The sequence below is a fragment of the Amycolatopsis thailandensis genome, assembly GCF_002234405.1.
GTDB classification, from domain to species: Bacteria; Actinomycetota; Actinomycetes; order Mycobacteriales; family Pseudonocardiaceae; genus Amycolatopsis; species Amycolatopsis thailandensis.
Genome location: NZ_NMQT01000102.1, coordinates 1 through 26740, shown reverse-complemented (window position 1 = coordinate 26740; position 26740 = coordinate 1). Strand labels below are relative to the sequence as shown.

The following is a 26740-nucleotide window of genomic DNA, read 5'->3' as shown; positions in this document are numbered from 1 at the left end:
CCGCTCGCCCTTTTCTTTCGTGACGTCACACCGTCGCAGACCGCCTTCTGGAGACGAGTGGTCGCGTGGCCTCGTGAACCGGAATCCGCCCGTTCGCCTCGATGTGTCTGGGCGGTGCTGAGGCACGTCACCCGGTTCAGCGGTGGACGGACTGGTGTCGGCGAGCGGAGGATGCCGGGGCGACCCGAGTTAGGGCGTGCATGGTGCTGACGGGGATGAGCCCGCTCGTTGGCAGTCTGGTGTCCGTGCGGAAAGGACAGGCCCGCCGGTGACGGGGCGGGAGTCCTCGATCGGGGCTTATGACGATGGAGGCCGCGTGCCCGGCATGCAGAGCCGGGCACGCGGGCGCACCCGCCGATGTGTTCCGCGGGTGGCGCACACCGCGCCCGTGATCAGGGTGGGCGCTGGTGTGGGAGGACGGTCCCGCGTCTGCCGGGCGCTCCCGACGCTCGTTCCCGTCTCTCGCTGAAGCATGCCCGTGCACATCCGCACGGCACCCAGCCGCGCCCTCGTGCGCCCAGCTTCCAGGAGGAGGTGAATCGTGATGAGCAAGGACACCCCGATGGACCACGAGTCCGCCGCCCGGATCTCGGCGGCCGCGGATCGTGACCCGTCGTCGCCCACCGCGACCAGCGGGTTCGATGAGCGGGCCCAGGCCGCAGCCGACCGCAACGAAGACGAAGACGAAGACGAGTGACCAAACCCGTGCCGGGCCGCGGCGGCGGTCGTGACCCGCACGGCCATGAACGCCTGCGCGCTGGGCGAGATCCAGCGGGCAATCACCCACTTGGCCACGGGATCGCGCAGGGCCGGTCGGAGCAGCGGCCATCACCCGCTACGCACCGTCCGGGGCGCATTCGCCGACCGCGATCAGGACTAGGTGCGTTGATCCGGTCGGGTCAGGAGGCGTGATCGTGTCGGCGATGTGGCCCACACTGGCCTGGATGGCGTTGCGAGGGTGGAGGTCGTCGGTGGGGCGGACGTCGTTTCTGTGGTTGGAGATCACCGGGAAATGTCAGCTGGAATGTGTGCAGTGCTATGCCGAGTCGGGGCCGGACGGTACGCACGGGCCGATGAGCGATGCCGATTGGCTGCATGTGCTTGACCAGGCTGCCGCGATGGGCGTGGAGGTGGTGCAGTTCATTGGTGGTGAGCCGACGTTGCATCCTGGCTTGCCGGGCCTCGTGGCGCATGCGCTGGCGTCTGATCTCGCAGTCGAGGTGTACACGAACCTTGTGCACGTCAGCGATGAGCTCTGGAAGGTGTTCGCCCTGCCAGGGGTGTCGCTGGCGACCAGCTATTACTCCGACGATCCTGCCCAGCACGCGGCGATCACCAGGCGCCCCAGCCATGCCCGCACGCGAGCCAACATCGCCGAGGCTGTCCGTCGCGATATTCCGGTGCGAGCCGGTGTGATCGATCTCGGCGCCGGGCAGCGCGCAGGCCAAGCGCAAGCCGAGCTTGTGGATCTGGGTGTGCCGTCGGTCGGCTACGACAGGGTTCGCCAGGTCGGGAGGGGCGTGCGTGGTGGGCGGGCGAGCGTGGAGCAGTTGTGCGGTCGTTGTGGGGACGGGGTGGCGGCGATCTCCCCGGACGGTGACGTCTGGCCGTGTGTGTTCAGCCGGTGGCTTCCGATCGGGAACGTTCTCGACACCGGGCTCGCCGAGATCCTCACCGGCCCGGACGCCCGCCAGGTCACCGCGAATCTGGAGCGTGCTTTCGGCCGTCGTGACCTGACACACGGTGTACAGGCGTGCAATCCGGGCTGCAGCCCGACCTGCAATCCCATCAGTTGTGGACCGCGGTGCGAGCCGATGACGTCGCCCTGTAATCCCCGGCAGTGCGCGCCGGCGGATCAGTTCTGTTCTCCGAACTATCCCGGCCCGAGCCGCCGGTGTTCACCGCGGACCGACAGCCCGTGCCGGCCGATGCAGTGCCGCCCGACCCGCTAGCCGTCGTCGAACATTCGTCGCGGGTGACGGAGGAACGCCTGCCACAGTCGCACGGTGTCGAGGTCTTCCCAGTTCTGTTCGTGGATGCCGTCCTCGGACAGTTCCAGGATCTGCGCGCCGGGCAGCGCGGCGACCAGGGGAGAGTGGGTGGAGTAGATGACCTGCGCGGTGTGGCGGGTCACCAGGTCCCGCAGGTGGTGTAACAGCAGCAGGGTGGAGTGGAACGACAGCGGGCCTTCGGCCTCGTCGAGCAGGTAGAGCCCGGGGCCGTCGAAGCGGCCGGTGATGGCCTGCAGGTAGGACTCGCCGTGGCTGACCTCCCACGACAGGCGGTCGCCGTAGCCGGTGACGCCCATGTCGGTCATGTAGGCCAGCATGCCGTGGGCGGTTTCGGCGCGGAGGAAGAACCCGGTGGCGTTGCGCCGGGTGAACCTGCTGCCTTCGGCCGTGCGGTGCAGGCGGAGAGCGTCACCGAGCGGGCCTTTGTCCAGCGGGCTGGCGTAGCGGCGGCCGCCGTGACCGCCGCGGACATCGAGCCCGTAGGCCTCGGCGATCCCTTCCAGCAGGGTGGACTTACCGCTGCCGTTGGCGCCGACCAGCACCACCAGGTCGCTGGTGAACCGCAACCCGTTCTTCGCCACGTCACGGATCGCCGGGACCGTGAGCGGCCAGACCGAGTCATCACCCTCAGTGAGACCGCTGGCCACCTCGATGTGGTCGATCAGCATGACCCCCAGCCTAGGCCCGCCCCTACACTGGGGCGCGGACAGCGGTCACAAGCCGCTCTACCGCCCTTGCACCCGACGGATTTCGCCATGACGATGAGTGACGAACCTGCCAGCCAGCGCGAGTGGCTCACCAGCCAGCTGCTGGCCGCCGCCCGGCACGTCAACGGCACCGTGACGGGGCAGCAAGTCTTCGGCTGGCACGACCGCACCCTCGGGGCCCGGATCGACACCACCGACGGCCCACGCTGGCTACGGGTCACCAGCGAACACCACCGGTGGGCAGGCGCGGACAGCTGGACCGGCACCAGTGACGCCACGGGGGCGGCGTTCGCGTGCGTGCCGAAGCCCGCTCTGATCGAGGTACGGGAGTGGCCGGTCGGTGAGCATCGTGTCCGCGCCGAGCTGATGGACTATGTATCCGACCCCGCGATCGCCGAGGACATGGTTCTCCGCCGCCCGGTCGACCTGTCACACGAATGGTGGACCGCGCTGGCCCAGGGCCTGGCCGCGGTCACGCGGGTGCGAGACACAAAACGGGTGATCATCGGCGATGACGTCCTCCGCCATCGCCTGCTTGCCGCGTTCGGCGTCGACATCGACACAGGCAGACTCGACTGGTCGTGTGCTCATGGCGACCTGCATTGGGGCAACCTGACCGCGCCGACCCCGTGGATGCTGGATTGGGAGCATTGGGGATGGGCGCCGAGCGGCTACGACGCCGCGGTCCTGTACTGCGCCAGCCTTCTGCAACCAGATACCGCCGAGCAGGTACACGAGCGCTTCGCCGACCGGTTGGACACCTACAGCGGGCGGATCGCCCAGCTCGCCGCCATCACCAAACTGCTGTGCCGGGTCGAAGACGGCGACCACCTCGACCTCGCGCGACCCCTTCACCAGCACGCCGCTACCGTGCTCCGGCATCTGTGAACGACGGCCCGTCCTGAATGAGATCGCGCGGTCACTGGGATGTGGCCACGTCCCGATTCCGGCGCCGAGCAGGCAGTTCTGCTGAGCGCCGGACTGCCAGCTCCTCGGCTCCGGATCTCCTTCTGCCAGACGTTGGCTCGGAGGTAGGGAACCGGCCGTAGTCAGCTACGGAACCGGTTCCGGTCTCGTGTCGTCTTGCAGCTTGGCCAGCCTGACACAGGCAGCCGCCGCAGTGGCCAAAGCATGCATGAGGGCTGTGTTGGGGTCCATCCCGTTCGTGCTGTCCTGAAGAAGTCCGGTGGTCGCACCCCACGCCATTTCAGGGGGAACCTTGCGCATTGTTTCGGTGGCGTATGCGACCGCGGTGTCAACAATGTCGTCGAACTTGGCGTGCTGCTCTTTGACAACGCGCGGGACCTGCTGGGGCATGTTCTGGAGCTTATCGGTGAGGTTGCGTCCATTCAGACCCGCGCCCTGACGCAACCCGTCAGGGCAGGGAAAGGCTCATGCTGTGCTGGCCTGCGGTGCTCCCGCCTGGGTCTCGAATTTCTTCGCACCCGCCCGCGACGGCACGACGGCCAGGACGGTCCGGCTTAGTGCAAAGGTGGGGCGATCCGGCTGCGGGCACTGAGCGCGATGGTCTGGCAGTGCAGGTCGTCGGCGAGTTCGTGGCTGGTGCGGCTGCCGATACCGGAGAGGATCCGGCGGTCCTGGGCGAGGTCGTCGATGACCGGCAGGATCGGGTTGGCCGGGTTGCCGATCTGTCCGAGGTAGTACAGGGCGATGAAGCGTTTTCGCGAGTGGCGTCCGGGGGCGGTTCCCGGCGAGCAGCGCGGCCGCGCATGTAGCGGCCAGGCGGACGTCCAGGTCGCTGTCGGTGGTCGCGGCATGCCGCAGGATGGGTGTTGCCTTGTCCGCGCGCCCGGTCAGCGCGGCCAGCAGATGCGCCGCGTGGATGCGCAGTTCTGGCTCGGCGCTGGTCGTCACGTCCTGTGCCTGTGGCAGCAGTGATTCCAGGGTGGCTCGGCCATCTTGCGGCCACCTGAACCAGGGAACCGAGCCGCGCTCCGTCTCCTTGGGGACCGAATCGTCGACGACCTGATCGAGCATCGCGTTGACGCCGTGACCGCAGAACGCCGCCAGAGACAGAAAATCGTCGCGGCGGGTCGCGCCGGGGTCGGCGGCGATGCGTACCAGGAATGGCAGCAGCGCCGCGCTGGCCGGGTAGACGCCACCCTGATGCAGCACCGCGTCCGTGAGTCGCACGAACGCGGTGTCAGACTCCTCCCCGCTGCCGTAGGCCGCCGTCCTCAGAAGCGACGGCAGGGCCGTGGCGTCACCGGGTGCCCGTTGCAGTCCAGAGCCGGCCAAGCGAGGTCGTCCAATCCGGACAGCGAGCCGATCGTGGGTTCCGGCGTCGATGACGTCAGGTCCTTATCGTGCCGCCCTGCTTCCGGCAGCCGATGTTCCCCTCAAATCGACAGAGGAAGGGCCCAGAAGGCCGTCGCGCCGGTGCTTGGTAATCTGCGTGTGGCTGTCGCGGCAGCCTGCAAGGTGCCTCCTCATCCCGGTTTGGAGTGCGTGCCTTCCCGAGTCACCCACCGGGTGTCACCGCGGATTCATCAGCTTGTGAGTTCGGTGTTAGTGGACGACCCTCACATCAGCGTTGACCGGGGAACGCCGACGGAGGATGTCACATGCCACAGAACAATTCACGCTACCCGCAATGGATGCATGCTCGCAGGTGCTGTACGGGTGAATGGCTTCGCGAGATCACAGGCGACTTCCGCCCGGAATGGGGACACTTCCCCGCAGCTGCCACACCGCAGCAGCGGAGGTTGGAAGCCAGGTTGCTCCTCGCTATCGGTAGCGCCGCGGAATGGCTTCCCTTCGATCAAGACCACGTGGACGAGCCCGCTGTCGTGATCGACAAGGTCCGCCCGTTTCCGGACGGGATCACCGTGACGATCGCTGACGGCGCGCTGAAAGGGTTCCTCGCGGCTGTCCTGCCGAATCTGTGGAACGACGATGTCGAGGGCGTGCCAGGGTTGAGGCCCTCGCCTGGCAGGAATCATCTCGACCTGCATGTTCTGGGGACGCGGCCCGTGGCGTCCGTGCGACTGCACGGTGTTACGCGCAAACGCTGGAACGAGGTGAACGCCTATCTGAGCGACCACCAGAATCCGGACGTGAGGATCTGGCGCGATGTCCGGGGGCGCTGGCACCCAACGGAGAAGGCGGTACTCCACGCACGGAGGGATCGACTTGACGCGGTAATGAGCGCGGTCCTGCGACGGTACGCGCTATGGAAGGACGCGGGATGGAGCGACGCCCGGCTGAGCGGGGACGACCTGCAGGTCCGCTGGAGTGGCGGTCGGGACGGACTGGAGATCGTCGACGCACTTGCTCACCCCGTGTGCCGGATCCCCGGCGTTGAACCACTTCCGCAGCGGCTCGCGGGCGAGGCAGAACGCATCGTGTTCGCGGCGAGCGACACCGCAACCGGCACGTGGGAACGACAGCGCGCCGCCGCGGTCCGAGCCGCGTACCTGGGGGAAGACGTCGACATCGCCGAAAGAGGCATCACGTCCGAGGATCTCGGCCTCGACGCCTGTTCCGGACCGCAACGGGAACTCAGGGCACTACTGGCACTCCACATCCTCAACAAGGGACCGCATGCCGCGCCGCCTGGATGGCGCGACGTTCACACCGTCACCGCCTACTCCATGACCGTGTCACCGCGCTCCGACGAACTCGTGATCCACACGAACGCCTCCGACAACCTCACCAACTGGCTCGTACGCACCAGCGAAGACTTCGGGCTTCCCGGGCTGCGGTTGGAATGCCGGCCCACGGGGAGCGCCTTCCGCCTGATTCATGTGCCGACGGGTGCGCGGATGACCATCACCAGCGCCGACGAGCCACCTCGATGCGCTGCGACGCGGCACGACCACGGATGGCGCGCTGATCACTGGCCCACCACCACAACGCCGCTCCAGCAGGACGAACTCGTTGCCCTGGCGAGCCTCCCTCCACGTACACCAGATATGACAGCGTTGCTCGCCGGCCTGATTGTGCGGCTGGAGGCCCGGGACCCTGCGGGCGACTGGGCGATCGGATCATGGTGGCACGACCCGCTGGGCCGAACACCGTGGCTTGGCAGGTCCAGCGACAGGCAACGCAAGCTCTGGGGATCCAACAATCACTGGACCCTGGAATGGAACGCCTATCCGTATGAAGAAGACTTGATTCAGGCATTGACAGATCCGCTTTGCGGGATTGTCGGTTGCCGGGTGAAGCGATCGATCGAGTACACCGAACTGCGGTACGGCACCGCTGTCCTGCGGTTGGTGCACATGCCGAGCGCCTCTCAGAGGAGACTTGAGGAGCGCCGGGCCGCGTAACGAGGACGCGTTGAAGTACTACCTGGGCTCGTGAGGTTGATGCTGTCCGCGTCCGCCACGTTCGGACGTGGACAGCGTGGCCAGGAAGCTGGAACCAGGTGGCGACCATTCCCATGCGCGTGAGGTTTAGTGCCGCGACCGGAAGATGGTGCGACACCAATCACCCTTGGGGACCACCGGGCTGTCCACCGAGAGTTAGCGCCGCGTCGCGCCGCCGGTGGTGCTACGCATCACGACGCGGCGAGCCGTCATGGCGGGCTCCGGAGCCGACGGCCGTGATGGGCGCGGCGCCTGTCGAGAAGGGACTCCACCCCGCGGTGTTACCTGGTCGGCAAAGTCAGATGCCGTATCGGCCTGCCGAGTGCAAGACTGCTGCGGTGACTCATAGTCCCTTCTACTCCGACCGTGCTGGACGGCCTGTCCCGCGTGTGATCGAGGACATTTCCCTGAAAGTGTGGAAGGGGCTGGTCGCCCTGATCCGCCGGCGGCTGAGCGATGGTTCGCTCGCGCGGGCATTCCCTGAGCGTGACTGCCCGGACGGCGACTCGATCACGGGCACTGACGAGGTGACGTTCTTCGATGCGCTGGATGCGCACGTTCAGGACCTGCCGGTACTGCCTCTCTCCACAGCGGCCGCTGTGGACGCGACCGTGGTGCTGGACATCATCGACTTCATGATGCTCCACATCGATCAGCCAACCCGCCGAACATCGCACGACTTCTTCGGCCACACGCACTATGCCTTTGATGAACCCATGGTTATCAACGCGGGCAACTCCTCACCGAACACCGGTCAGGAACAGTTCGCCAGGGACGTGGATCTTCTCTTCGCCCGGAACGGCATCGCATTCACCATCGGCGACAACCGGTTCGTCACCCGGCTGGCACCGGTCGAAGCGCGCTCCCTGGTGTCTGAGTTCGAGCCGCATACCGGAGACCCGATTCTGGACGACAAACTGACCGACGCACTGGCACGGTTTCTCTCTCGGCGTCCTGCCGCTCGGCAAGACGCACTGGAGAAGCTGTGGGATGCGTTCGAGCGGCTCAAGACGCTCGAACTGGAAGAGGGCGGAACGAAGAAGGAATCGGTAACGAGACTGCTGGACGACGCGGCGCCGTCATCGCCACAACTCCGCGACGTAATAGAGGTCGAGTTCCACGCCCTGACAGGGATCGGTAACCGGTTCGCCATCCGACACCACGAGCGCGACGCCGAGCAGCTGCCCGACGACGACACCAGAGACTACTTGTTCGTCCGGCTCGTGTCCCTCGTCGCGTTCGTCCTTCGAAGGACGGGCCGGATGGCCGGGTAGCGGCAAGCTGGTCGGGTCGACACGCGACGCACGCCTACCGATCTGGATCTTCACGGTGGGCTTGGATGTGCCGATGAACGTGTTTGGCATGCCTCTGGACGAGATCTCGAAGGTCGGGGGCGGGATCGCTACCGGGTTGAAGACAGCACGTAGCGTGTTCTCGATCATGCCGCCCGGTCGGGACAAGGGCGCGAAGAGCAAGCAGGAGCGCCGTGACGCCTACCTCAGACTTCTCGCCGCCACGGGTGACCTGCTGACCTGGCACAGCCATCTCGGCGGACTCGCGGTGGAAATGCAGCGGTGGGAGCCGTTCGCGTGGCGGCACACCACGACCGCCATCTACCAAGTCGCAGACGCACGAAAAGCGATGTCGGCGTTCCTCGTGGCATTGTCGGAGATCCGGATGGTCGGTAACCCGGAGCCGCGCGCCGCCGCCGAGGAGATCACCGCCGTACTAGGCGAGCTGTTCGACGTACTGCCCACCGCGAAGAGGGCAGCAGTACGAGCGTCGCAGATCGAGTACACAAGCCGGTGGATGCTCCGGCTCGGTGAAGCGCAGAAAGACTTCGTGCTGGCTGCGCGGCGTGACCTCGGCTTCGCGAAGCAACTTCGTACCCGCGCCTGGGCGGCTCGTCGTGGTCGCGGTCGCCCTGCGGAGGTTAGCTCAATCGGGTGCTCGCCAAGCCACCGCCAACCCGCGTGCCGATCGACGCCAGTCTTTGTGCGGATAGGCGTGGATCAGGCGGCGTGTGGAACGCCGGTGTCGGCGAACGCGGTCTCCGGCAGGCCTTCGCGCAGGAGCCGCATGTCATCGAGGTGCTGGTCGAAGAGGACGGTCACGGTCCCGCGGCGGGCTTCAAATTGGGCCAGGTAGTCCGGTGTGAAGCCGATTCCGAGGTAGGCGCGTCCCGCGTCGTTCCAGGTCGGATCCTCGACGGTGCCGTCGGGGTGCGCGCACCAGGCGTGCGGGGCCACGAATCCTGTGTCGGCGAGCGCGAATCCTTCCACGTAGCTGAGGCCGTGGCGCTTGCTGTGGCTTGTCGCGTTGGTGAAACACGCACGCAGCGGGCCTTGGAAGCGCCCAGCGGGGAGTGCAGCAGGGGTGAACCATCGGCCGAGGGCCATCACCAGGGCCTCGGTGTTCGGGTACCGGAACTGTTCTGGCTTGGGAAGAAGACCGCTGACGCGTTGTAGCCAGTTCAAGAGTTCCTGCTTGTGGTTTGCGTTGGTCACGCCGGTATCTTCTCGCATCATCGCGGCGGCGACCTACACCTTCCCCGCGCGACGGCTCATCACCACGACCTCGAGGCCTGTTACGGAGACGCTGATGAGTACGGCTGCGCGCAATGGAGTTGGTCCCGCGCTACTGGATCGGCACGTGGGCACGGGCTCAGGGGGCGTGGTCCACGAGTAAGGCATCACCGGAAACCGGGTCTATTGTGAGGCTCCTGGTATCGATGACGTATTCGGCTTCGTCGCGGTCGTTGTTGCGGGCGAGCAGGCGTTCGGGTTCAACGAGGGCTGTCCAGATCGCGCCGGGGAGGCGGCCGCCGAACCCGCCGGCTGCGTAGGTGCGGGCGATGTCGCGGGAGCCGGTCCAGGACCAGTCGGTGCGTCGGTCGGCGACCGATCCCCGGTACAGGCGCAGCGGCTGGGTGGGGCGCGGGACGCGGCGTCCGTCGTCGGTGTAGCCGGCGGCGGTGAACAGGGTTCGCCAGCTGTCCCGGCTGAGGGCGAGATCGGGGCGTTCGGCGTTGGACCAGGCGAGCCCGACGACGCCGCTCAGGTTGTGGTCGTTGATGAGCCGGTGCCGGTGCAGGGCGTCGAGCAGGACCGGCATGTCATCGCCAGGGACCCGGTACAGGGCGATGGCGAGTTGATCGCCGGTCAACACGGCGCCGCGATCGATGAAGTGGGTGGCCAGGGAGACGACGTCGAGGATGACGGGAATGCCGAGGTCGGTGTCCTGCTCGTCCGGTGACTCCGCGGGGTCGTTGAGGGGACCTTGTTCGTTTGGCATTGGGTGCTCTCTCCTGGCAGGCGGTGAACTGCCCAGTGTGCTGGCTGCACAGTGATGGCGATGCGGGTTTCGTGGCCGCGGTCGAATTGTGCTGCAGGGCAGGGAATGCGGTGGCGGGTAATGCGTGTGCGGGTCTGGGTCTGCGGGGCCTGGCTAGAGGTTGATCAGGAAGGTCGCGTAGTTCATGACCGCGTCGCCGACCAGCTCGCCGCGGCCGATGACACCGTCGACGTCGCCTTGCTGATGAGCTCGTTGGAAGGCGCCCTGGCGCTCGTTCAGGACGGCCTGCAGCCGTGCGGACGTGGTGTCGTCGGGGGAGGAGGTAGTTAGGGTGGCGAGGTGCTGTACCGCGTCGATCGCGGTGTTCACGCCGGCGGCGATGTCGGCGGTGCGGCCGAGTTTGATCACCTCGCGCAGGTGTTTTACCGCCTGCTCGGTGGCGAAGCGTTCAGTGTGGACCGCCAACAGGTGCTTGAGTTCGCCCGCGGGATCGTCCGGCTGGTCAGCTGCCACCATGCGGACAAGGGTACTGCCGCCGCCATTCCGCAGACCGCGCACCGTGGCCGTCGCGACGTGCACAGGCTGGTTTGGGCCCACCGAGCGAAACGGGCCGTTTGGTCGCAAGGATGATGCAGTTGCCTGTCCGTCTCACGGTGTGTGCTTCCTGCCGGTGCGGGTGAATGGAGCCGACCGCCTGGCCTGGAGGGCTGTCACCCGGGCGATCGGCACCCCGGTCGCCTCGGCGGTATCGCGGACTGTGCTGCCCTTGGTGGCCAACGCTGCCACGGCCTCTGCCAGTGCCGTGTCGTAGGCGGTCTCGGCGCGCCGCAGGCGGTCGAGCTCGGGGCTGACCGGGGTGATCGTGACGTGGACCGTCACTCCCAGGAGCACCAGCCCGTGGACGAGGTCGTCGTGCAACGCCTTCAGGGTCCGTCCCGATCCGTACACGCTGTGCTGGGGAACGCTGGCTGTCCACATGTCGTCGTGTCGGCGGGCATGGCATTCGATGGTCGTGCTCATGGCGCGGCCCGTAGGTCGTCGGCAACTTGCTGGATGATCGGTTCCGGGATGGGGCTCGGCAGGACGAGCTGGCGGCCGCCGATCTGGTAGAGCGTGTGCGTGCCGCTGGCGCGGACGACCGTGACGGTGAGTCCGAGTGTGCTGACCGCGGCCCGCAGGTGCTGGAGCGAGAGGTACTCCGCCGCTCCGGCTTTCAGCCTGGCGGTGACTTCCTGGGCGGCTTTCCACTCATCGAGGCTGATAACAGGCTCGTGGGTGACTCGAGGCGACCAGACCCAGTCCGAGAGCGGATTGCGCCGGGACATCCCGGGGCGGCCGGTTCGGGTGGCTTTGCGGTTGTAGACCTGGTAGCCGGTCAGTTTCGGGTTCGCGATCAGCCCTTCCACCAGGTTGTGCGTCCACCGGCGGGGGATCGGGTAGCGGCCGGGGTCCGCCGCCAGGACCTTGATGATGTCCGCCGCTTTGAGGTGCTCCTCGCGTCGCAGGCGATGCAGTTCCCGGGCGGCGTCGAACCGGCGAGAGTCAGGGTGCGGAGCGAGCTTCTTCTTCGGGCGTGCCTCGCCGAACCGGCCGGCCTGTTGCCGCGGGGAGGTCTCGTCGATGACCGCGATGTAGGGGTAGGGCGGGTAGCCGTGATTCCAGCCGTTGACCGCGTGCTGGACCTGACCGCCCATCGACATCTCCAGCATGGTGGTCCGGTAGATCTCGGCCTCAACCTGCCCGTATCGGCGTGTGCGGAGCCTGCCCGACTCGGTCCCTCCCGACGGCTCGTTGGCATACACCACCTCGACGCCGAGTTGCTCGAGCTCGTGCTCCACAACCAGGCTGGTCAGCATGGCACGGGCGAGCCGGTCGGAACGCTCCGCCAGCACGTGGGTCACCCCCATCGGCTCGGCCCGCTCGACCAGATCCTGCAGGCCCCCGTCGCGGCGGACGGGCACATCCAGCGCGTCGTACATGTCCTGGGAACCCAAGCCACGCAACTGTGGAGGGAGCATTCCGGACTCCACGTCCCAGAAGTAGGCGGCGAACTCCTCGCCCTCCTCCAACCGCGCGGAGGCATACAGCACCTGCCGAGGGATGGACGTCGCCGGGTTCTGATTGTCCTTAGTGGACACACGGCCGACGAACACCGCACGCCGGGGGCGCTGACGCGATTGCGTGAAGTTCGGCAGGTCGGACAGGTCGATCGGTGGCCTGAACGGCGAGAACTGTACGGTCATGCCCTTCCTTGGAATGTGGGACCGACGTGCGTTGCGGCGGGCCGCCGAGACGCGGGATCGTTGTGGTGGAGCCGAAAAGTGTCTCGACGCTCGCCGAGGTGATCAGTCGTTGGCGCCGGCCGCTCCGGGTTCGGTCGAGGTGGGGAGCGGGTCGAGGTCGGACCGCAGGCAGCAGTCGATCACGGCGAGGGCCTGTACCCGGCTCCAGCTCCGGCAGGCCGCCGCGATGCGCGCCGGGGCGAACCCGGCATCCAGGTCCGCGTCCTCGACCTCCTCAGCCAGCAGCACGCCCGGGGCATCGATCCACATCTCGTCGAACGCGATCCCACGTATCAGCCACGCCAGCGCCCCCCACTGCGATCGCGCCAGGGGTGCGACCTCTGACACCTCGGCTGCGAGCAGGCGGCGGAACGTGCCCGGCGGCAGGGAGCGCACCATGACCGCAGGGCCACTGCGGGCCAGGTGCAACATTTTATCGATCGTGTTGACGCCGAGGCCGAGGAACTCCGCGACCGCCGTCCGCCCACCTCGCCCCGCCATCGCGACCGCCCGCTCCACAGCCTCGGCACGCCGCAGGGGCAACGTCTCGGCCCGCTCGTGCTCGATCTCGTCTAGAGCGCGACGCAACGGGGCCTGCCACGCAGCCACCGACAACACCACCCTCACCACCAGCTTTGGCGCTCGCAACGACAGAAAACTGTAATCGTGACTACAGGTTACTGTAGTCACGATTACAGGCGTGGCCCGGTGCGTGTCGTCGTCCTGGTCTACCTAGCTGACATCGTCGTATGCAGGCCGTTGTGCGGGTGGCGGCGCGTGCGGGGCCGTGGCTCAGTGTCGGCCCGGCTCGCTCGATGAGCGACAGGCACGTGCGGATACGCTGTCAGCCATGTCAGTCGAGCTGGGGTTTCGGTGCTCGTGCTGCGGGCAGCGACACGCTGGCCTGCCCTTCTCCTATGGCTCGCTGGCGCCGAGCTACTGGCAGGAGAGCTTCGAGGGCAGTCCTGGCAGCGTTCTCGGTGACGAGCACTGTGTGATCGGCGGGGAACACTTCTTCGTCCGCGCACGTCTACTCCTGCCGGTAGTGGACGCCGAGGAGGAGTTCGAGTGGAGTGTGTGGGTGTCGCTCAGCGAGCCCAGCTTCGACCGGATGACCACATGGTGGACTGAACCGGGACGGGTGGACGAGCCGTCGTACTTCGGCTGGTTGTCCACCGAGTTGCCCCTCTACGAACCGACGACGCTGAACTTGAAGACGATGGTGCACAGCCAGGCCATCGGCACCCGTCCCACCGTCGAACTGGAGCCCACGGGGCATCCGTTGGCCGTCGAGCAACGAGCCGGTATCACCCTGGCCCGTGTCCAAGACATCGCTGAACGCCTGCTGCACCCCGGAGGGCCGGCGTCGTCGTGACGAGGCTGCCGGACCGCGCCCGAGTGACCGTGATACTCGTCGGCTTGCCGGTAACCGCCGCGATCTCAGTATCGTCGCGGTCGAGCACGGCATACGCGAGTGTGTGGACCGCGCAACCTCGACGACGGTCCCCAGCCGGGGCGGCGAGGCGAGGCCTTCAATCAGCTCCTTACGAAGATCCGTTTCACGCTGCTTGATCAGGGTGGGGAGAGCCATGATCAAGCATGGGAATTTCCGGGCCGTGTGGCCGTCCGCGGCAGGGTTGTCGTCGAGTGAGCAGGTGTCCAGACGGTGATCAGTGCGGTCGCTAGGTTTGTGCCTGGTCTAGGGGAGAGCCGCTCGTGCGGTGTGCAGGTTGGCGAGCAGGTCGCCGTTGTCGTTGACGCGGTCGAGGACGTCGTCGGCGGTGAATGACAGTTGTGCTGGTCGGCGGCAGGTGCGGACTTCGTCCCAGGTGATCGGGGTGGAGACGGTGGGGTGGTCGCGGCCGCGTAGTGAGTAGGGGGCGATGGTGGTTTTGGCGGGGTTGTTCTGGGACCAGTCGATGAACACTCGTCCGGTCCGCTGGGCTTTGGCCATCACTGCGGTCACTTGGTCTGGTGTTTCCCGGGCCAGGCGCTGGGCGAGTTTCTTGGCGTAGGCGGACGGGGCTGCGGGGTCGTCGGTGGTGATGGCGCAGTAGAGCTGCATGCCTTTCGCCCCTGACGTCTTCGCCAACGTTGTTAAGCCGTCGTCGGCGAGTGCGTCGTGGAGTCGTTCGGCGACGCGGCAGCAGTGCACGATCGATGTGTCGGGCCCGGGGTCGAGGTCGAAGACCAGCCGGTCCGGTGGCCGCCGGACTCCAGCTGTGTCGATGGTCCATTGTGGAACGTGGAGTTCGAGGGCGGCCATGTTCGCCGCCCACACCACGGCGGCGAGTTCGTCGATCAACGGATAGGTGATCGGCTCGGTCGAGCCGCGTGTTCCGCTGCGCGCGATCCGGACGGTCGACAGCCATTCTGGGGCGCCGCGGGGGACGTTCTTCTCGAAGAACTGCTCACCGCCGACGCCGTCGGGGTATCGGATGAACGTTACCGGGCGCCCGGCCAGGTGCGGCAGCAAGACCGGTGCGATGCGGGAGTAGTAGTTGATGACCTCGCCCTTGGTGAACCCATCTGGGTACAAGGGCTTGTCCAGATTGGACAGTGTGAGTCGTCGGGCACCGGCTTGAACAGTGATCTTCGCCCCGCCGACAGGCCTCGCCGAGGTCCGTTCTTCTGCTACGGGCTGTGCCGTTCCTTGGTCTTGGTCGCCTGTACGCACTGGGACACGGGAGGCTGTCCTGGTGCGGGGCTCGGCGGCGGCAGAGTCTCGTCGTCGCGGGGCCGAGACGTCGCTGGGTCGTTTGTCTTCCCGCAGTCCGCGCCAGGCGGTGTGCCGTAGACGGCCGGCGCCGCGGGTGAACTGCCGGAACACCACCTCGCCCACCAGGACCGGTTCCACCCAGCGCGCCCGCACGGTGTCCGCGCGTGGCGGCTCGACGGCGAACGGGTGCTGTTTCCGTTCGAGGGAGTCGAGCCGGGTTTGCAGGCGGGCTCGTTCGGCTTCGGTGAACCCAGTCCCGACGTCGCCGATGTACACGAGATCACCGGTGTCGGGGTCGTGGGCGCCGAGCAGCAGCCCGCCCATCCTTCCGCGTAGACGTCCCTGGCCGGGCCGATAGCCGCAGATGATCACTTCGGCCGTCTGGACTAGAGGATGTTTGAGCCAGACGTCGGTGCGTTTGCCGGGGGTATAGGGCGCGCGGCGGTTCTTCGCGACCAGGCCCTCGTGCCCCGATGCGGCGACATGGGCCAGCAGATCGTCGACGGTCCGGCGATCGGCGTCCAGCTCCGTGAACGTGAACGCGCGCACCACCGCGACGCGGTACGGGTCCGGCATCGGCAACCCGTCCAGCTGCCGGCGGCGGTCGTCGTACGGCGCCCGCAACAGGGACTCGTCGCCGAGCTGCAGCAGGTCGAACGCCAGAAAGCGGACCGACAGATCCTCGAAGGGCTCGTCACGGCGAACCGAGCTGCGATGGGTCTGGTACCGGCCGCGGCGCTCCTGCAGGAGCCCGAAGTCGGGCTGGCCAGCGTGGTTGTAGACGACGATCTCCCCATCCAGTACCGCGGCCCGGCCCTCGAGGGCAGGGGCCAGAACACCGGTGAGGTCGGCGAACTCGCTGGTGAAGTCGATGCCATTGCGGCTGGTCAGCCGGGTCGTGCCGTCCGGGGCGATCCGCATCGCGGTGCGGTAGCCGTCGAGCTTGTACTCATACACCCAATCCGGGCCCTCCCGAAGACGCCCGCCGTCGGGCTTGGCCAGCATCGGCTCTACCCAACCAGGTGCCAGGGAGTTCTCGCGACGTGGCTTACACGCCATCCCCGCACCTCCCCTCGATCAGCTGGCGGGTGACTTTTCATCACCATCGTCATCGTCCCCCGAATGGCGCAGTCCCGCCTCTTGACTGTCCACATCGAACATCACCTGACCAGCAATGAACAAAGAATTTGGCGGACACCATGTCCGTGGCGGACGCACGGTGCGTGGATTCTGCCGGCGTGGGGTGGCGGCGAACCTGCCAGGATTGTCGGTGCTGGATGCGATGATCCCCGCGCCCGAGACTTCCTTGGGCTGGGTGGGTACCCGGCTGGGTGGCGGTGCTGACGACAGCACCGCCACCCAGTACTCGGTGCCTTATAGAGCCACTGTTCTAAGTATTGGGTCGACTATTGCTTCCGGTGATGACGGTCCCGGGATACTGGGTCCACGAGGAATCGCGGGCGAGGCTAGCGTCCGCTTCCACCTCCAGGGTCGCCCAGTCGTGACTTCGCCGCTCCGTTCAGGTGTCCCGCCGCTGCTGGCGGCGGCCTTTCAGCGCCGGCCAGGGGCGACACTGCAATGGGGCAAGTCCTGGAGCGTGGGGACGCTTCGGTGCCGGCAGGGCCGTCGCGTATCGATACCGGTGTGGCGTCGGGTTTGGGTGGGGTGGGTAAGCCGCAGGTCGCACTGGACTACGCCGAGCAGCAGTGGGCTGCTGATGCGGCCGCCGTCCACCGCCAGTGGGCGGGTGGTGACCACGCGGCGTTGTGACGCCGCGTTGCGAGAGCTTGCCAGCTGCCTGATTGAGGTGGATGTGTTCACTCTGGAAGAGGCCGAGGCGTAGCTTTGTGCCGCGTTGAGCGAACAGCAGCGTTTGACAGAGGGCGCCGCTGAGTTGGTGGCGGAGCTGGGGTGCGTGCCGTTGGCGTCGGCACAACGTGGGCGCGTACATGGTGGACCGTGGTTGTCCTGCGCCGATTACCGCGCGCCCGTTGGGCGAATCGCCGGCGGAGCTTGGTGTCAGAGTTGCCCGAGCACGACGGGTTGTCCGACGAGCACCGGCCCACGGTGGCCACGACGTGGTCGTTGTCGGTGAAGCAGGCCGATCGCCCCGAACTGGAGGGGATCGCGCGGACGTTGCTGGATGTGGCCAGCATTTATCCCAGATCAAGCCGTCGGCCGGTGGTTGAAATGACCTGATCTAGGGAAGCGCCGGCGGCGTGGATGGACCAGCTACTCCTGATGAGAGTCTCCGGAAGGGGCCATTTGGATGAGCAGTCTTTGCGTCTGATGTGTTCGCCTCTATCTTGGGCGCGGTGTTGTGGTGGCAGGCGGCGCTGTGGGCGCTGGCGGGCGGGTTCGTAGTAGAGGGGCTGGAGTTCGCGGCCGTGCTACGACGGCATCGCCTGTGGCCGTGGCAAGTTGACCCGCGACCCGAAACCGACATCGGAACGACGGCCGCGGGCCCACTGGGTTATTTCATCGGTGAGGTAGTCCGACTCGCCGTCGGTGGCGTGCTTGGCGCCGCGCTTTCAGGCCAGATCACGGATTCGCTGCCTGCTCTGGCCATCGGCGCTGCCGCACCTGCTGTCGCTGGAAATCTGTTCGCTTTCGTTCCGCTGCCGCATCAGCCGGACACCTCTCAGGCTGTGAACACCGGCGCAGGCGCAGGTGGGGCCGCCCCCGTTGGCCAGACCGGCGAGGAGGCATCCGATCTTGGCTCGTTTCCTGGTGAGGTGACGTCCACTCCGGAGCCCAGGGAGGCGTCCTGATGCGTCCCGGTTCGTTGATGGCCCAGGTGATCGCGGTGATCTCAAGGCGGACTCCGGCGTTCCAGCCCGGCCCTGGGGAACCTCACACTTTCGGCCGGAGGCTCACACTCGCGCTGCACCGGGATGATGGCGGGTCGTCGATGAGGGGACCTGGTCGTGAGCGGGTCGCGCGCTCCGCCGCTGAGACCGGCTCAGACGAGGAACACCAGGTGCTGTCACCCACGTCTCAGGTGGTTGTAGAGGCGTTCACCGTCGGCGATGCGATGATGGGCGCCGTCTCCGACGCGCTGGTCGAACTGGCTGAGATGCTTCGTCGGCTCCCAGCCCGGCAGCGGGTGGAGACCCGTCGCTTTCTACCTGCGGACCTTCTCGACACGCTCGCCGCAGCAGCGAACCTTTACATGGCGGTAGTCAAGCTGGGAATGGGCCTGGAGCAGGTGGCGACGAGCCAGAATTCTGAGCTAGCGGAGGACGTCGTCCAGTCTTTGCGCGATCTGGCGCGTGACGTGGACAGGGAAGCACGAATCGTAGTCCGGTACCTGGTTGCAACGACGGAGGCCGAACGCACTCGTGCGCGAACGCTGGGGTTTCCCGCGGACATCGACCTTGAGCCGTTACACGCGATCCGGCGTGGCTTGGAGATCCGTGCCGATCTCGTCGACATCGGAGATTTGCTCGAGTTGAGCAGGCACCTTCGTATGAAGACCGACGCCCGCCCGTTCGCCGCGTCCCGTCTTATCCCTATGGTCGTCGACGTCTCGGTGATCGACAACGCTCCTGTTAGCCAGTTCGCTGACCATCTCAGCGATGCGCTGCTGCATATTCTCCGGCCCGTGTACGCCGAGCCGGTGACCCTGACCGAGCTTGGCTACCTGAGTGCCAGACTGGACACGGTACGCACGCTGCTTCATAACGTGGTCGGCGCGGACCTGCGGAACGTGGACTTGGACAGTGCGCCGCTCATAGGGCTTGTGTGGTCCTCGACTACCCAGTGGCCTCCAGGCTTCAGGGACCGCGTCACGGCCGATTCCATACCGGTGGGTGACGACCTTTTCCAGGTAATCGGCCCAGGCAACTATCGGCCGATGCCTGCCCAGCCGCACGTACCGAAACCGACATGACGGGCCAAATTTCGGACGTCGACCTGCCTGATGCTACTGCCACAGCGACCACGAGGTGGGTGGACAGTGCTGACGTCGCCGCGTGGTTCGACCTGTCCGCAGGTGAGACAACCCGACTTGTCGCGAGACCGGGGTTTCCGGAACCCGTCGACGGACTCTGGACGAGCAGTGAGGTGATCCGGTGGGCAGCTGGTACCCGCAGTCGCCGCTTCGCCAGCCGGGTCCCGTTGGAGCATCAGCGGCCGGCTCGTAGCGCTGCCCGGTATCTCGGTGCCCGGCATGGCGACGGCGCGCTCACTTACCTGGCGTGGTCGTCCTGCGCGGGCGTCGTGGTCATCGCGTATGGGACCGGGCAGAATTTCAACGCGGGCATCGTGTGTACCGACGACGAGCTGCCGTTCCCGTATCCGTATGTGCTCGTCAAGGTCACGACATGGGTCAATATGCAGGTCGAGGAGGAGCTGCCGACGCTGGAGGTGCACTATCCGGACATGCCGCCGGTGCAGCTGGACCGCGACACGATGACCACATGGCGTCAGCTGGCATCGTTCCTGGGTCAGCCCATCCCGTTCTTTCCGCCGCTGCTGCGCCGCCGGGATCTACTCGAGCAATGGCGTCCGGGTGCGGTTTCTGCGGTCGCGCTGCCTGTGGTCCCCGACCATGACGTCGCCGCGCTTTACACTACCGCGGCCATGGAGAACGACCCGAACAGTGTGGTCGCCCGGACCTTGATCGACCTCGGTCATGCCCGGCTCGGCGCTTCGATCCGCCACACTGAAGCGGCCGTCGCCGAGATCGAGAAGCTTGACGTCGACTACTGTCTCACCATCGCCGCGCGGCCCGCCACCGTCATCGACCGCGGCTATGACGATCGTCGTGTCCCTGAGCAAGATCGCCGAGCGGCTTGGATGGATCTGTTTCACCGCACCGACGAACTCGCAGCGGAATGTGTCGACATCGGCTACGTCCTCGACAGCTGCCGGTGTTTTCCCTACACCCACATCGCCAGTTTTCACAATGACGAGCTGCAACGCTTCCGCGACGACCTAGGCCACTCGGTCGTCCACGAGTGGCTGGCCACGTTGCAACCGAGTCTCCGCACAGCGGGACATCAGCGGATTGAGGATCGGCGTAGCACCGACCGATTTCGGTATCTTGAAGACCCGGCGACTGGTGCGCCAGTAGTCGAGCAGACCAGCGCCTACGGACTCGGCGTCACCAGGGTGGTCACTCTGATCCCCGAACGTCTGCCCACCACCGACGACCTCGCCGTCGTCATCCTCGAAGGAACCGCCTGGGTCCGGACGACAAGCGGCACGCTCTACCTCATGCCCGTCCCTGAACACGTCAGCGGCCACGCCTGGGGATACGGCGGCACCGGCCCCGGAGCCCTTGCCGCCACGATCGAAACACTCCTCGAGGACATCACCGCGCCCGGCAAACGACACGAGCTGGGAACAGCCATCAGCAGCCTGACCAAACACGCCACTGGTGACGGAATCATGCTCGACCGCGCCACTCTGATCGCAGCGAAGCGCAAGCCCATCCGCTGGGATCGCTACTAGAACCGTCGACATCACCCTCGTGCCGGGCCCGGAGCTGCCCGCCTCCCTCCGGATTTCTCAGCGAGGGCGTCGTGCAGCGAGCTGTTGCGGCTCAACTGCCCCAGTGCGGCTTCGCCGCCAACAAGGTCAGCCTGCCGGCCCCTGGAAAGGGTGCGTTCTGCGACCGATACCACCCGCTCGGACCGCACGACAACGACGGATGCGGTCTTTGTGTGGCGTGTATAACAACTGTCACTGTCCCTCCTGGGCCGAAGTTGCAGGGGGTGAAGATGAGCATGGTTTGTAACTGAACTGTGGTGCCTTCCACCACAGTTCAGGTGGCCTCAAGGGCCGTTGACGACTATGCTGAATCACGGAACCGGGTCCTGATTCACAGATTGGAGTGCTGCGATGGCCAACGTCGGCATGCTGATCGAACGCGCCCTCAAGCAAGCAGATCTCTCCCAGCGCGCCGTCGCGGCGTCGACGGGTATCTCGCAGCCGACGTTGTCGCGGATTGTCGCCGGCGACAGGGACGCGAAACTGCCAGAGATAGCAGCGATCGCTCAGGCCACTGGCCATACCATCGCTGAGCTGACCGGCACGGGGACCTTGGCTGATCGGGTGCAGTGCGCCCCACGATCGACGAACGAATCGGACATGCAGGAGATGCGCACAGCACTGCTGCACTTCCTGGAACTGGACGCCTACCTGGATGACCAGGCTGTTCCGGCGACCGTGTGACTGGCTGACACGAGATGGATGCCGAAGCTGAAGGCCGCGTCGCGGCCGAGGAGTTCCGTGCCACGTATCGCCTGGGCGTCCAGCCGTTAGGTGACCTGGTAGCGCTAATAGAGCAGACGACAGGCTTCGATGTCGCAGTGTTGGATGCGGGACCCGACGAACACGGCCTGACGATGCGCGACCCGCAGCGTGGTGTCGTGTTCATCGGTGTTGCGCGCAGCCAACGTCCGATGCGCCAGCGCAGCAACCTCGGTCACGAGCTAGGCCATGTGATCTTCGGCGACTGGGTGGAACCCCGAGACGTCAAATGGGGAGTTCGAGATGACGTGGAGCGGCGGGCCGACGTGTTCGCTCGACATCTACTGGTCCCGCTTGCAGGTTTGGCTGACTTCCTGGCCGAACACGGCCCGATCTCACACGCGACGTTGTCGGCCGTGGTACAGCGCTTCCTCGTCTCACCGGCGTTGGCGGCCATCCAGCTGTGCGAGGGCGGGCACATCGATATTGCGACCAAGCGGGAGTGGATACATGTGACCACGCCTGAGCTGGCCACTCGGTTCGGGTGGAGTGATCAGTACCGGGCTTTGCAAGACGAAGCTAATCATCGACGGGCGCCGCAGCGCCTACTTGCTCGCGCAATCAGGGGCTACGCCGAGTCCGTGGTGTCGGCGCAGGCGATCGCCACGTTGCGCGGCGCTCCGCTGGCCGAAGTCGAGGACGATTTGCAGGCCGCTGGTGTCGTTTCTGCAAATAGACCTGTGACGTGGGCTGATCCTGCTGATCTACCCATCGTGGAGGTCGACCACGCCGAACTGGACGCCATCCTCGGTGCGTTGGATGAGTCGGACAACCGCGGGGCCGAATGAGCCATCGGCCGATCATTGATGCTGGCCCGAGCCTGAACTTCTTCTCCGTTCGTCGTGAACGATTGCTGTTTCAGGTCGTGGGTCCGCTCGCTGCGCCGGAGAGCGTCCAGGACGAAGTGTTGGGTAAGGCATCGCGCGACCAACGTTTTGCCCCGGCTGCGACTGTGTGGAGGAAGCTTCCGCAGAAGTTGATCGAGGTTCTGCCCGATAATCCGACACCGCAGTTGGAGCAGGTAGTTCAGCGGATCACGAGTTTGCCGATGAGCCAGCGTCTTCGACAGCGTAAAGACCTGGGTGAGCTGATGGTGGTCGCTCACGCAGTTGTGGAAGCTGAATCCGGCGACGACGTTCGCGTCCTCATCGACGACGGCAACGGTGCAAAGACGGCCGAGTTCGAACGAGCCCGTCTCCAGCGCATGCGCGATCGCGGCGACGAGGTGGGCTCACTCATCTTGATGAATACCACCACGGTTCTGGAGCTGGCGGTTCGTCAGAACCTGATCGCAGATCGTGGTGAAATGCGCGATCTGTACAGGCGGTTGCGTGGACTCGACGACGGTCTGGTGCCGATCGAGCGAACCGAACTGCTCTCCCAAAAATTGTGGACGCCACCGTCAGTTTGACGCTGCCGGTGCTGGACCGGATCGACCTCAAGCTGCGCCCGCCGGGAATCAGGAACCCCGAACCGCCACAGCCCTGCCCGTGCAGCCTTCTGACACTGTCTGTCACGACCCTGACGGATGCGGTCGACGGTGAGGTCGTTCCTGTAGGTCATGATTCGGTTGCGTAATCTGCAGCCTTGGACGGCTTGGTGATCCCGTGAGGCGGTGGCGCCCAGGCCGTCGCCAGGCCGTCGCAGGTCGAATCAGAGTGAGTCTCATTGAGTACCCATGAGCGTGTTTGAGCAGGTCAGAATAGGTGCGGGTGTGTAAAGCCCCTGGTCACAGCCTTGCCGATTTAGTAGTCGTACCACTCGACCGATGACGCGAGTGCCGCGGCGGTGGCGGCCCTGCGGCGCTGGGTCACGGTGATCGTCGGTTCAGATGCTGTTCCGGGGACGTTCGGTGCGCTCTCGGCCATCGGTGTGCCCTTCGCTCGGCGCTGCTGCGGCGGTGCGGTCCGGGCAAGTTAACAACCGCTTAGTATGTGGTCAACGTCTCAACGGGTAATTCTCGATACCGACCAGTTGGTATGTCACTCTGGTGGCGGTAGCGCCGACGGAGGTCGATCAGTACTGGTCAGGAGAGTTTCGTGCCGAGCATGCGCAGCACCAGCTCGCTGTACTCCTGGCCCAGCTTCTTCGGGGTCTGGCGGGCGCGGTCGCTGTACCAGCGGGAGACGTCGACGCCGAGCGAGAGTACGGCGCGGGCGGCGGTGTGCGGGTCGCCGACGGTGAAGACGCCCACTCGCGAGCCTTCGGTGATGACCTCGCGCACGACCTGCTCGATGCGGCGGCGCAGTTTCGCGACGATCTCGAACTCCTCGTCCGGCAGCGCGTGCAGTTCGTACTGCACCACGCGGGCCACGGTGTGCCGCCGCGCGTGCCAGGCCACGAAGTCCTCGACCAGCAGCCGGATCCGCTCGACCGGGTCGGTCTCGCGTGCCACGACGCTCTCGACCAGGGAGAGTGTCTGCTCGTGGCCGTACTTCGAGATCGCGAACAGCAGCGCGGCCTTGGACGGGAAGTGCACGTACAGCGCCGCGGGGCTCATGCCGGCCGCCGAGGCGATGTCCCGGGTCGTGGTCGCGTGATAGCCGCGCCGAGCGAACGACTCGACCCCGGCCAGCATCAGTCGGCGTGCCGTCTCCGGCTGGACGTCGGGCCACAGTTCGGCCGACAGCGACATGGTCATCCGCAGATCCTCCCAGACGCTCGTACGCCGATGGTGGGCTTGACACCACCTTCGGACCTTCCCATTGTAAGTGAGCGCTCGCTTAGTGACTGCGCTCGTGGGTGAACACTCGTTGGTGAACACAGAGGAGATCGAAGAGTGAACTCGTTCAAGGATCGCGTCGCGATCGTCACCGGCGCGAGCCGGGGTATCGGCCTCTGGATCGCCAAGGACCTGGTCGAGCGCGGGGCGAAGGTGTGCATCACCGCGCGCAAGCCGGAGCCGCTGGCCGAGGCCGTGGCCGAACTGGGTGGCGAGGCGGTCGCGATCGCCGTCCCCGGCAAGGCCGACGACGTCGAGCACCAGGACGAGGCCGTCGCCAAGACGATCGAGACCTTCGGCCGCCTCGACATGCTGGTCAACAACACCGGCATCAACCCGGTGTTCGGGCCGACCCTGGACATCGACCCCGGTGCCGCCGCGAAGATCTTCGCCGTCAACGTGCTCGCGCCGCTTTCGTGGACTCGCCGGGCGCGGGACGCGTGGATGGGGGAGCACGGCGGCGCGGTGGTGAACGTCGCGTCCATCGCCGGGCTCGGCGCGTCGCCCGGGATCGGTATGTACGGCGTCAGCAAGGCCGCGCTGATCCGGCTCACCAAGGAACTCGGCTTCGAGCTGGGCCCGAAGATCCGGGTGAACGCCGTCGCGCCGGCCGTGGTCAAGACCAAGTTCGCGACCGCGCTGTACGAAGGCCGCGAAGAAGAGGTGTCGGAGTCGTACCCGATGAAGCGGCTCGGCGTCCCGGCGGACATCGCGGGCGCGGTGTCGTTCCTGCTTTCGGAGGAGTCGGGCTGGATCACCGGGCAGACGGTCGTCCTCGACGGCGGCGTGACGCTGGCGGGTGGCCTGTGACCGCGTCGTTCTCCGGGGCCGGTGTCGTCGTCACCGGCGGCGGGGGCGGCATCGGTGCCGTCCTCGCCCGCCGGTTCGCCGCCGAGGGCGCCCGGGTGGTCGTCGGCGACCTGAACGGGGACGCCGCGGCCGAAGTCGCGAAGGAGATCGGCGGGACCGCCGTGGCCGGTGACGCCGCGAGCGAAGCGGGTGTCGCGTCGCTGATCGCGGCCGCTCGCGAAACCCTCGGCGAGATCGACGTCTTCTGCGCCAACGCCGGGATCGCGCCGATGGGCGGCGTGGACGCGCCGGAGGAGGACTGGGCGCGGATCTGGGACGTCAACGTGATGGCGCACGTGCGGGCGTCGAGGCTGTTGCTGCCGGCGTGGCTCGAACGCGGTCGCGGGCACTTCATTTCGACGGTGTCGGCGGCGGGCTTGCTGACCAGTCTCGGCTCGGCGTCGTACTCGGTGACCAAACACGGTGCGCTCGCCTTCGCCGAATGGCTGTCGGCGACGTACCGGCACCGCGGGATCACCGTGCAGGCGATCTGCCCGCAAGGCGTGCGGACGGCGATGCTGGAGAACACCGGTCCCGCGGGCGAACTGCTGATGGGCGCGTCGGCGATCCAGCCGGAGCAGGTCGCCGACGCGTTGTTCGAGGCCATCGCCGCCGGACGCTTCCTGGTGCTGCCGCATCCCGAGGTGGCGGACTATTACGCCGCGCGGGCCACGCAGACCGACCGCTGGCTCGGCGGGATGAACAAACTGCAGCGCAAGGTGGAGCAGGTCATCGGGGAGTGACCTCGTTCAGTTTCCCGGTGGCCACGTCGAAGACGAAGCCGCGGACGGAATCCTTCTCGGGGATGAACGGGCTGTTCCTGATGCGTTCGATCGACTGACGGACGTCCTCGTCGAGATCGCTGAACGCTTCGGCGGCCCAGGGCGGCTTGACGCCGACGTCCTGCCGGATGGATTCCTTGAAGCCGTCGTCGGTGAAGGTCAGCATTCCGCAGTCGGTGTGGTGGATGAGGATGATTTCCCGCGTGCCGAGCAGTCGCTGGCTGATCGCGAGGGAACGGATCTCGTCTTCGGTGACGACGCCGCCCGCGTTGCGGATGACGTGCGCTTCGCCTTCTTGCAGGCCGAGGACGCCGTAGACGTTGATACGGGCGTCCATACAGGCGAGCACGGCGACGTGTTTGGCGGGCGGCAAGGGGAGTGGTCCGGAAAAGCGCGCGGCGTAGTCGGCGTTGTTGGCCAGGAGTTCGTCGGTGACCGACATGGTCTTCCTTCCGGTTGGCGTAACGACGAGTGGACCGTTGGGATGCACGGATGCGCAACCGTGCCCATGAACTGGGAACGCGGGTTCGGGTGGTTTCTTTTCTGAGGGCTTCCTGGGTTCTGGCCGCGGTCGGTCGCTGGTCTGGTCCGTGAAGGCCTCCTTGAGGGACTCAGAGTCCCTCAAGGAGGCCTTCACGGAATCGGTGATCGCCACGTTCGCACCGCACGCATCAGTAGTTACGGCAGCTGCGCGTGAAGGCCCCCTTCCCTCGGCTGAGCCGAGTGAACTCGACCTTCGCGCCTTGTGAGGTACATGAAGGCCCCCTTGCTTGCGCTAGACGCA

Annotated in this window: 27 protein-coding genes; 15 read left to right on the top strand and 12 right to left on the bottom strand. The window is 66.3% G+C overall.

What is annotated here, in order from left to right:
* The first annotated feature begins 544 nt into the window (after positions 1–544).
* On the top strand, positions 545–697 hold the full coding sequence (locus CFP71_RS43755; protein ID WP_143267179.1) for a hypothetical protein: 153 nt from the start codon (positions 545–547) through the stop codon (positions 695–697).
* A 226-nt stretch (positions 698–923) separates the two neighbouring features.
* On the top strand, positions 924–1952 hold the full coding sequence (locus tag CFP71_RS27900) for a radical SAM/SPASM domain-containing protein (protein ID WP_341866904.1): 1029 nt from the start codon (positions 924–926) through the stop codon (positions 1950–1952).
* Here the strand turns inward: CFP71_RS27900 and CFP71_RS27895 are convergent.
* Positions 1949–2680, bottom strand: coding sequence for an AAA family ATPase (locus tag CFP71_RS27895; RefSeq protein WP_093936919.1), 732 nt, complete (start codon positions 2678–2680; stop codon positions 1949–1951). The two genes, CFP71_RS27900 and CFP71_RS27895, sit on opposite strands and share 4 nt — an antisense overlap.
* A gap of 87 nt (positions 2681–2767) precedes the next feature.
* On the opposite strand from CFP71_RS27895, the gene CFP71_RS27890 reads away from it, so the two are divergent.
* Positions 2768–3607: a hypothetical protein gene (locus CFP71_RS27890; RefSeq protein ID WP_093936918.1), complete on the top strand. Its 840-nt coding sequence runs from the start codon at positions 2768–2770 to the stop codon at positions 3605–3607.
* 165 nt (positions 3608–3772) lie between these two features.
* On the opposite strand, the gene CFP71_RS27885 is transcribed toward CFP71_RS27890, so the two are convergent.
* Both CFP71_RS27885 and CFP71_RS27880 read right to left on the bottom strand, forming a co-directional pair.
* Positions 3773–4036, bottom strand: a complete 264-nt coding sequence (locus CFP71_RS27885; protein ID WP_093936917.1) for a hypothetical protein — start codon at positions 4034–4036, stop codon at positions 3773–3775.
* A 164-nt stretch (positions 4037–4200) separates the two neighbouring features.
* Positions 4201–4497, bottom strand: coding sequence for a hypothetical protein (locus tag CFP71_RS27880; protein ID WP_093936916.1), 297 nt, complete (start codon positions 4495–4497; stop codon positions 4201–4203).
* A gap of 807 nt (positions 4498–5304) precedes the next feature.
* On the opposite strand from CFP71_RS27880, the gene CFP71_RS27875 reads away from it, so the two are divergent.
* Positions 5305–7011 (top strand): hypothetical protein, encoded by a 1707-nt coding sequence (locus tag CFP71_RS27875; RefSeq protein ID WP_143267178.1) that lies wholly within the window; start codon positions 5305–5307, stop codon positions 7009–7011.
* A 428-nt stretch (positions 7012–7439) separates the two neighbouring features.
* Positions 7440–8324 (top strand): hypothetical protein, encoded by an 885-nt coding sequence (locus tag CFP71_RS27870; protein WP_093936914.1) that lies wholly within the window; start codon positions 7440–7442, stop codon positions 8322–8324.
* A 738-nt stretch (positions 8325–9062) separates the two neighbouring features.
* Here the strand turns inward: CFP71_RS27870 and CFP71_RS27865 are convergent.
* The 6 genes from CFP71_RS27865 to CFP71_RS27840 all read right to left on the bottom strand — a co-directional run bounded on the left by CFP71_RS27865 (position 9063) and on the right by CFP71_RS27840 (position 13214).
* Positions 9063–9557 carry a hypothetical protein gene (locus CFP71_RS27865; RefSeq protein WP_093936913.1) on the bottom strand — a complete coding sequence of 165 codons (495 nt, stop codon included), beginning with the start codon at positions 9555–9557 and terminating at the stop codon, positions 9063–9065.
* A 157-nt stretch (positions 9558–9714) separates the two neighbouring features.
* On the bottom strand, positions 9715–10344 hold the full coding sequence (locus CFP71_RS27860; protein WP_093936912.1) for a hypothetical protein: 630 nt from the start codon (positions 10342–10344) through the stop codon (positions 9715–9717).
* 153 nt (positions 10345–10497) lie between these two features.
* A complete protein-coding gene (locus CFP71_RS27855; protein WP_093936911.1) occupies positions 10498–10860 on the bottom strand; it encodes a hypothetical protein in 363 nt (120 codons plus the stop codon).
* Positions 10861–10992: 132 nt separating this feature from the next.
* Positions 10993–11364, bottom strand: coding sequence for a hypothetical protein (locus tag CFP71_RS27850; protein WP_093936910.1), 372 nt, complete (start codon positions 11362–11364; stop codon positions 10993–10995).
* Positions 11361–12587: a recombinase family protein gene (locus CFP71_RS27845; RefSeq protein WP_093936909.1), complete on the bottom strand. Its 1227-nt coding sequence runs from the start codon at positions 12585–12587 to the stop codon at positions 11361–11363. The genes CFP71_RS27850 and CFP71_RS27845 overlap by 4 nt, the downstream gene beginning before the upstream one ends.
* A 102-nt stretch (positions 12588–12689) precedes the next feature.
* A complete protein-coding gene (locus CFP71_RS27840; protein WP_143267177.1) occupies positions 12690–13214 on the bottom strand; it encodes a hypothetical protein in 525 nt (174 codons plus the stop codon).
* A 262-nt stretch (positions 13215–13476) separates the two neighbouring features.
* Between CFP71_RS27840 and CFP71_RS27835 the strand changes: the two genes are divergently transcribed.
* Positions 13477–14001: a DUF2199 domain-containing protein gene (locus CFP71_RS27835; RefSeq protein WP_093936907.1), complete on the top strand. Its 525-nt coding sequence runs from the start codon at positions 13477–13479 to the stop codon at positions 13999–14001.
* Positions 14002–14325: 324 nt separating this feature from the next.
* Here CFP71_RS27835 and ligD read toward each other — a convergent pair whose 3' ends face one another.
* Positions 14326–16350, bottom strand: a complete 2025-nt coding sequence (gene ligD, locus CFP71_RS27830) for a DNA ligase D (RefSeq protein ID WP_244199856.1) — start codon at positions 16348–16350, stop codon at positions 14326–14328.
* A 1020-nt stretch (positions 16351–17370) separates the two neighbouring features.
* Between ligD and CFP71_RS44305 the strand changes: the two genes are divergently transcribed.
* From CFP71_RS44305 to CFP71_RS27790, 7 genes are all read left to right on the top strand, one after another.
* Entirely contained in the window at positions 17371–17544 is a 174-nt protein-coding gene (locus CFP71_RS44305) for a hypothetical protein (RefSeq protein WP_167406301.1), read from the top strand.
* A 116-nt stretch (positions 17545–17660) separates the two neighbouring features.
* Positions 17661–18116 (top strand): hypothetical protein, encoded by a 456-nt coding sequence (locus CFP71_RS27815; RefSeq protein WP_143267176.1) that lies wholly within the window; start codon positions 17661–17663, stop codon positions 18114–18116.
* A gap of 209 nt (positions 18117–18325) precedes the next feature.
* On the top strand, positions 18326–19237 hold the full coding sequence (locus tag CFP71_RS27810; RefSeq protein WP_143267175.1) for a hypothetical protein: 912 nt from the start codon (positions 18326–18328) through the stop codon (positions 19235–19237).
* Between the two features lie 227 nt (positions 19238–19464).
* Positions 19465–20802 carry a hypothetical protein gene (locus tag CFP71_RS27805; protein WP_143267174.1) on the top strand — a complete coding sequence of 446 codons (1338 nt, stop codon included), beginning with the start codon at positions 19465–19467 and terminating at the stop codon, positions 20800–20802.
* Between the two features lie 390 nt (positions 20803–21192).
* Positions 21193–21525: a helix-turn-helix domain-containing protein gene (locus CFP71_RS27800; RefSeq protein ID WP_093936900.1), complete on the top strand. Its 333-nt coding sequence runs from the start codon at positions 21193–21195 to the stop codon at positions 21523–21525.
* A gap of 14 nt (positions 21526–21539) precedes the next feature.
* On the top strand, positions 21540–22391 hold the full coding sequence (locus CFP71_RS27795; RefSeq protein WP_093936899.1) for an ImmA/IrrE family metallo-endopeptidase: 852 nt from the start codon (positions 21540–21542) through the stop codon (positions 22389–22391).
* Positions 22388–23014 (top strand): PIN domain-containing protein, encoded by a 627-nt coding sequence (locus tag CFP71_RS27790; RefSeq protein ID WP_093936898.1) that lies wholly within the window; start codon positions 22388–22390, stop codon positions 23012–23014. Before CFP71_RS27795 ends, CFP71_RS27790 begins: the two co-directional genes overlap by 4 nt.
* 615 nt (positions 23015–23629) lie before the next feature.
* Here the strand turns inward: CFP71_RS27790 and CFP71_RS27785 are convergent.
* Complete coding sequence (locus CFP71_RS27785; protein WP_093936897.1) at positions 23630–24244, bottom strand: TetR/AcrR family transcriptional regulator; 615 nt, start codon at positions 24242–24244, stop codon at positions 23630–23632.
* Between the two features lie 138 nt (positions 24245–24382).
* Between CFP71_RS27785 and CFP71_RS27780 the strand changes: the two genes are divergently transcribed.
* Positions 24383–25135 (top strand): SDR family oxidoreductase, encoded by a 753-nt coding sequence (locus CFP71_RS27780; protein WP_093936896.1) that lies wholly within the window; start codon positions 24383–24385, stop codon positions 25133–25135.
* Entirely contained in the window at positions 25132–25917 is a 786-nt protein-coding gene (locus CFP71_RS27775; RefSeq protein WP_093936895.1) for an SDR family oxidoreductase, read from the top strand. The genes CFP71_RS27780 and CFP71_RS27775 overlap by 4 nt, the downstream gene beginning before the upstream one ends.
* On the opposite strand, the gene CFP71_RS27770 is transcribed toward CFP71_RS27775, so the two are convergent.
* On the bottom strand, positions 25904–26398 hold the full coding sequence (locus tag CFP71_RS27770) for a beta-class carbonic anhydrase (RefSeq protein WP_093936894.1): 495 nt from the start codon (positions 26396–26398) through the stop codon (positions 25904–25906). The genes CFP71_RS27775 and CFP71_RS27770 overlap by 14 nt on opposite strands.
* Positions 26399–26740: the final 342 nt, after the last annotated feature.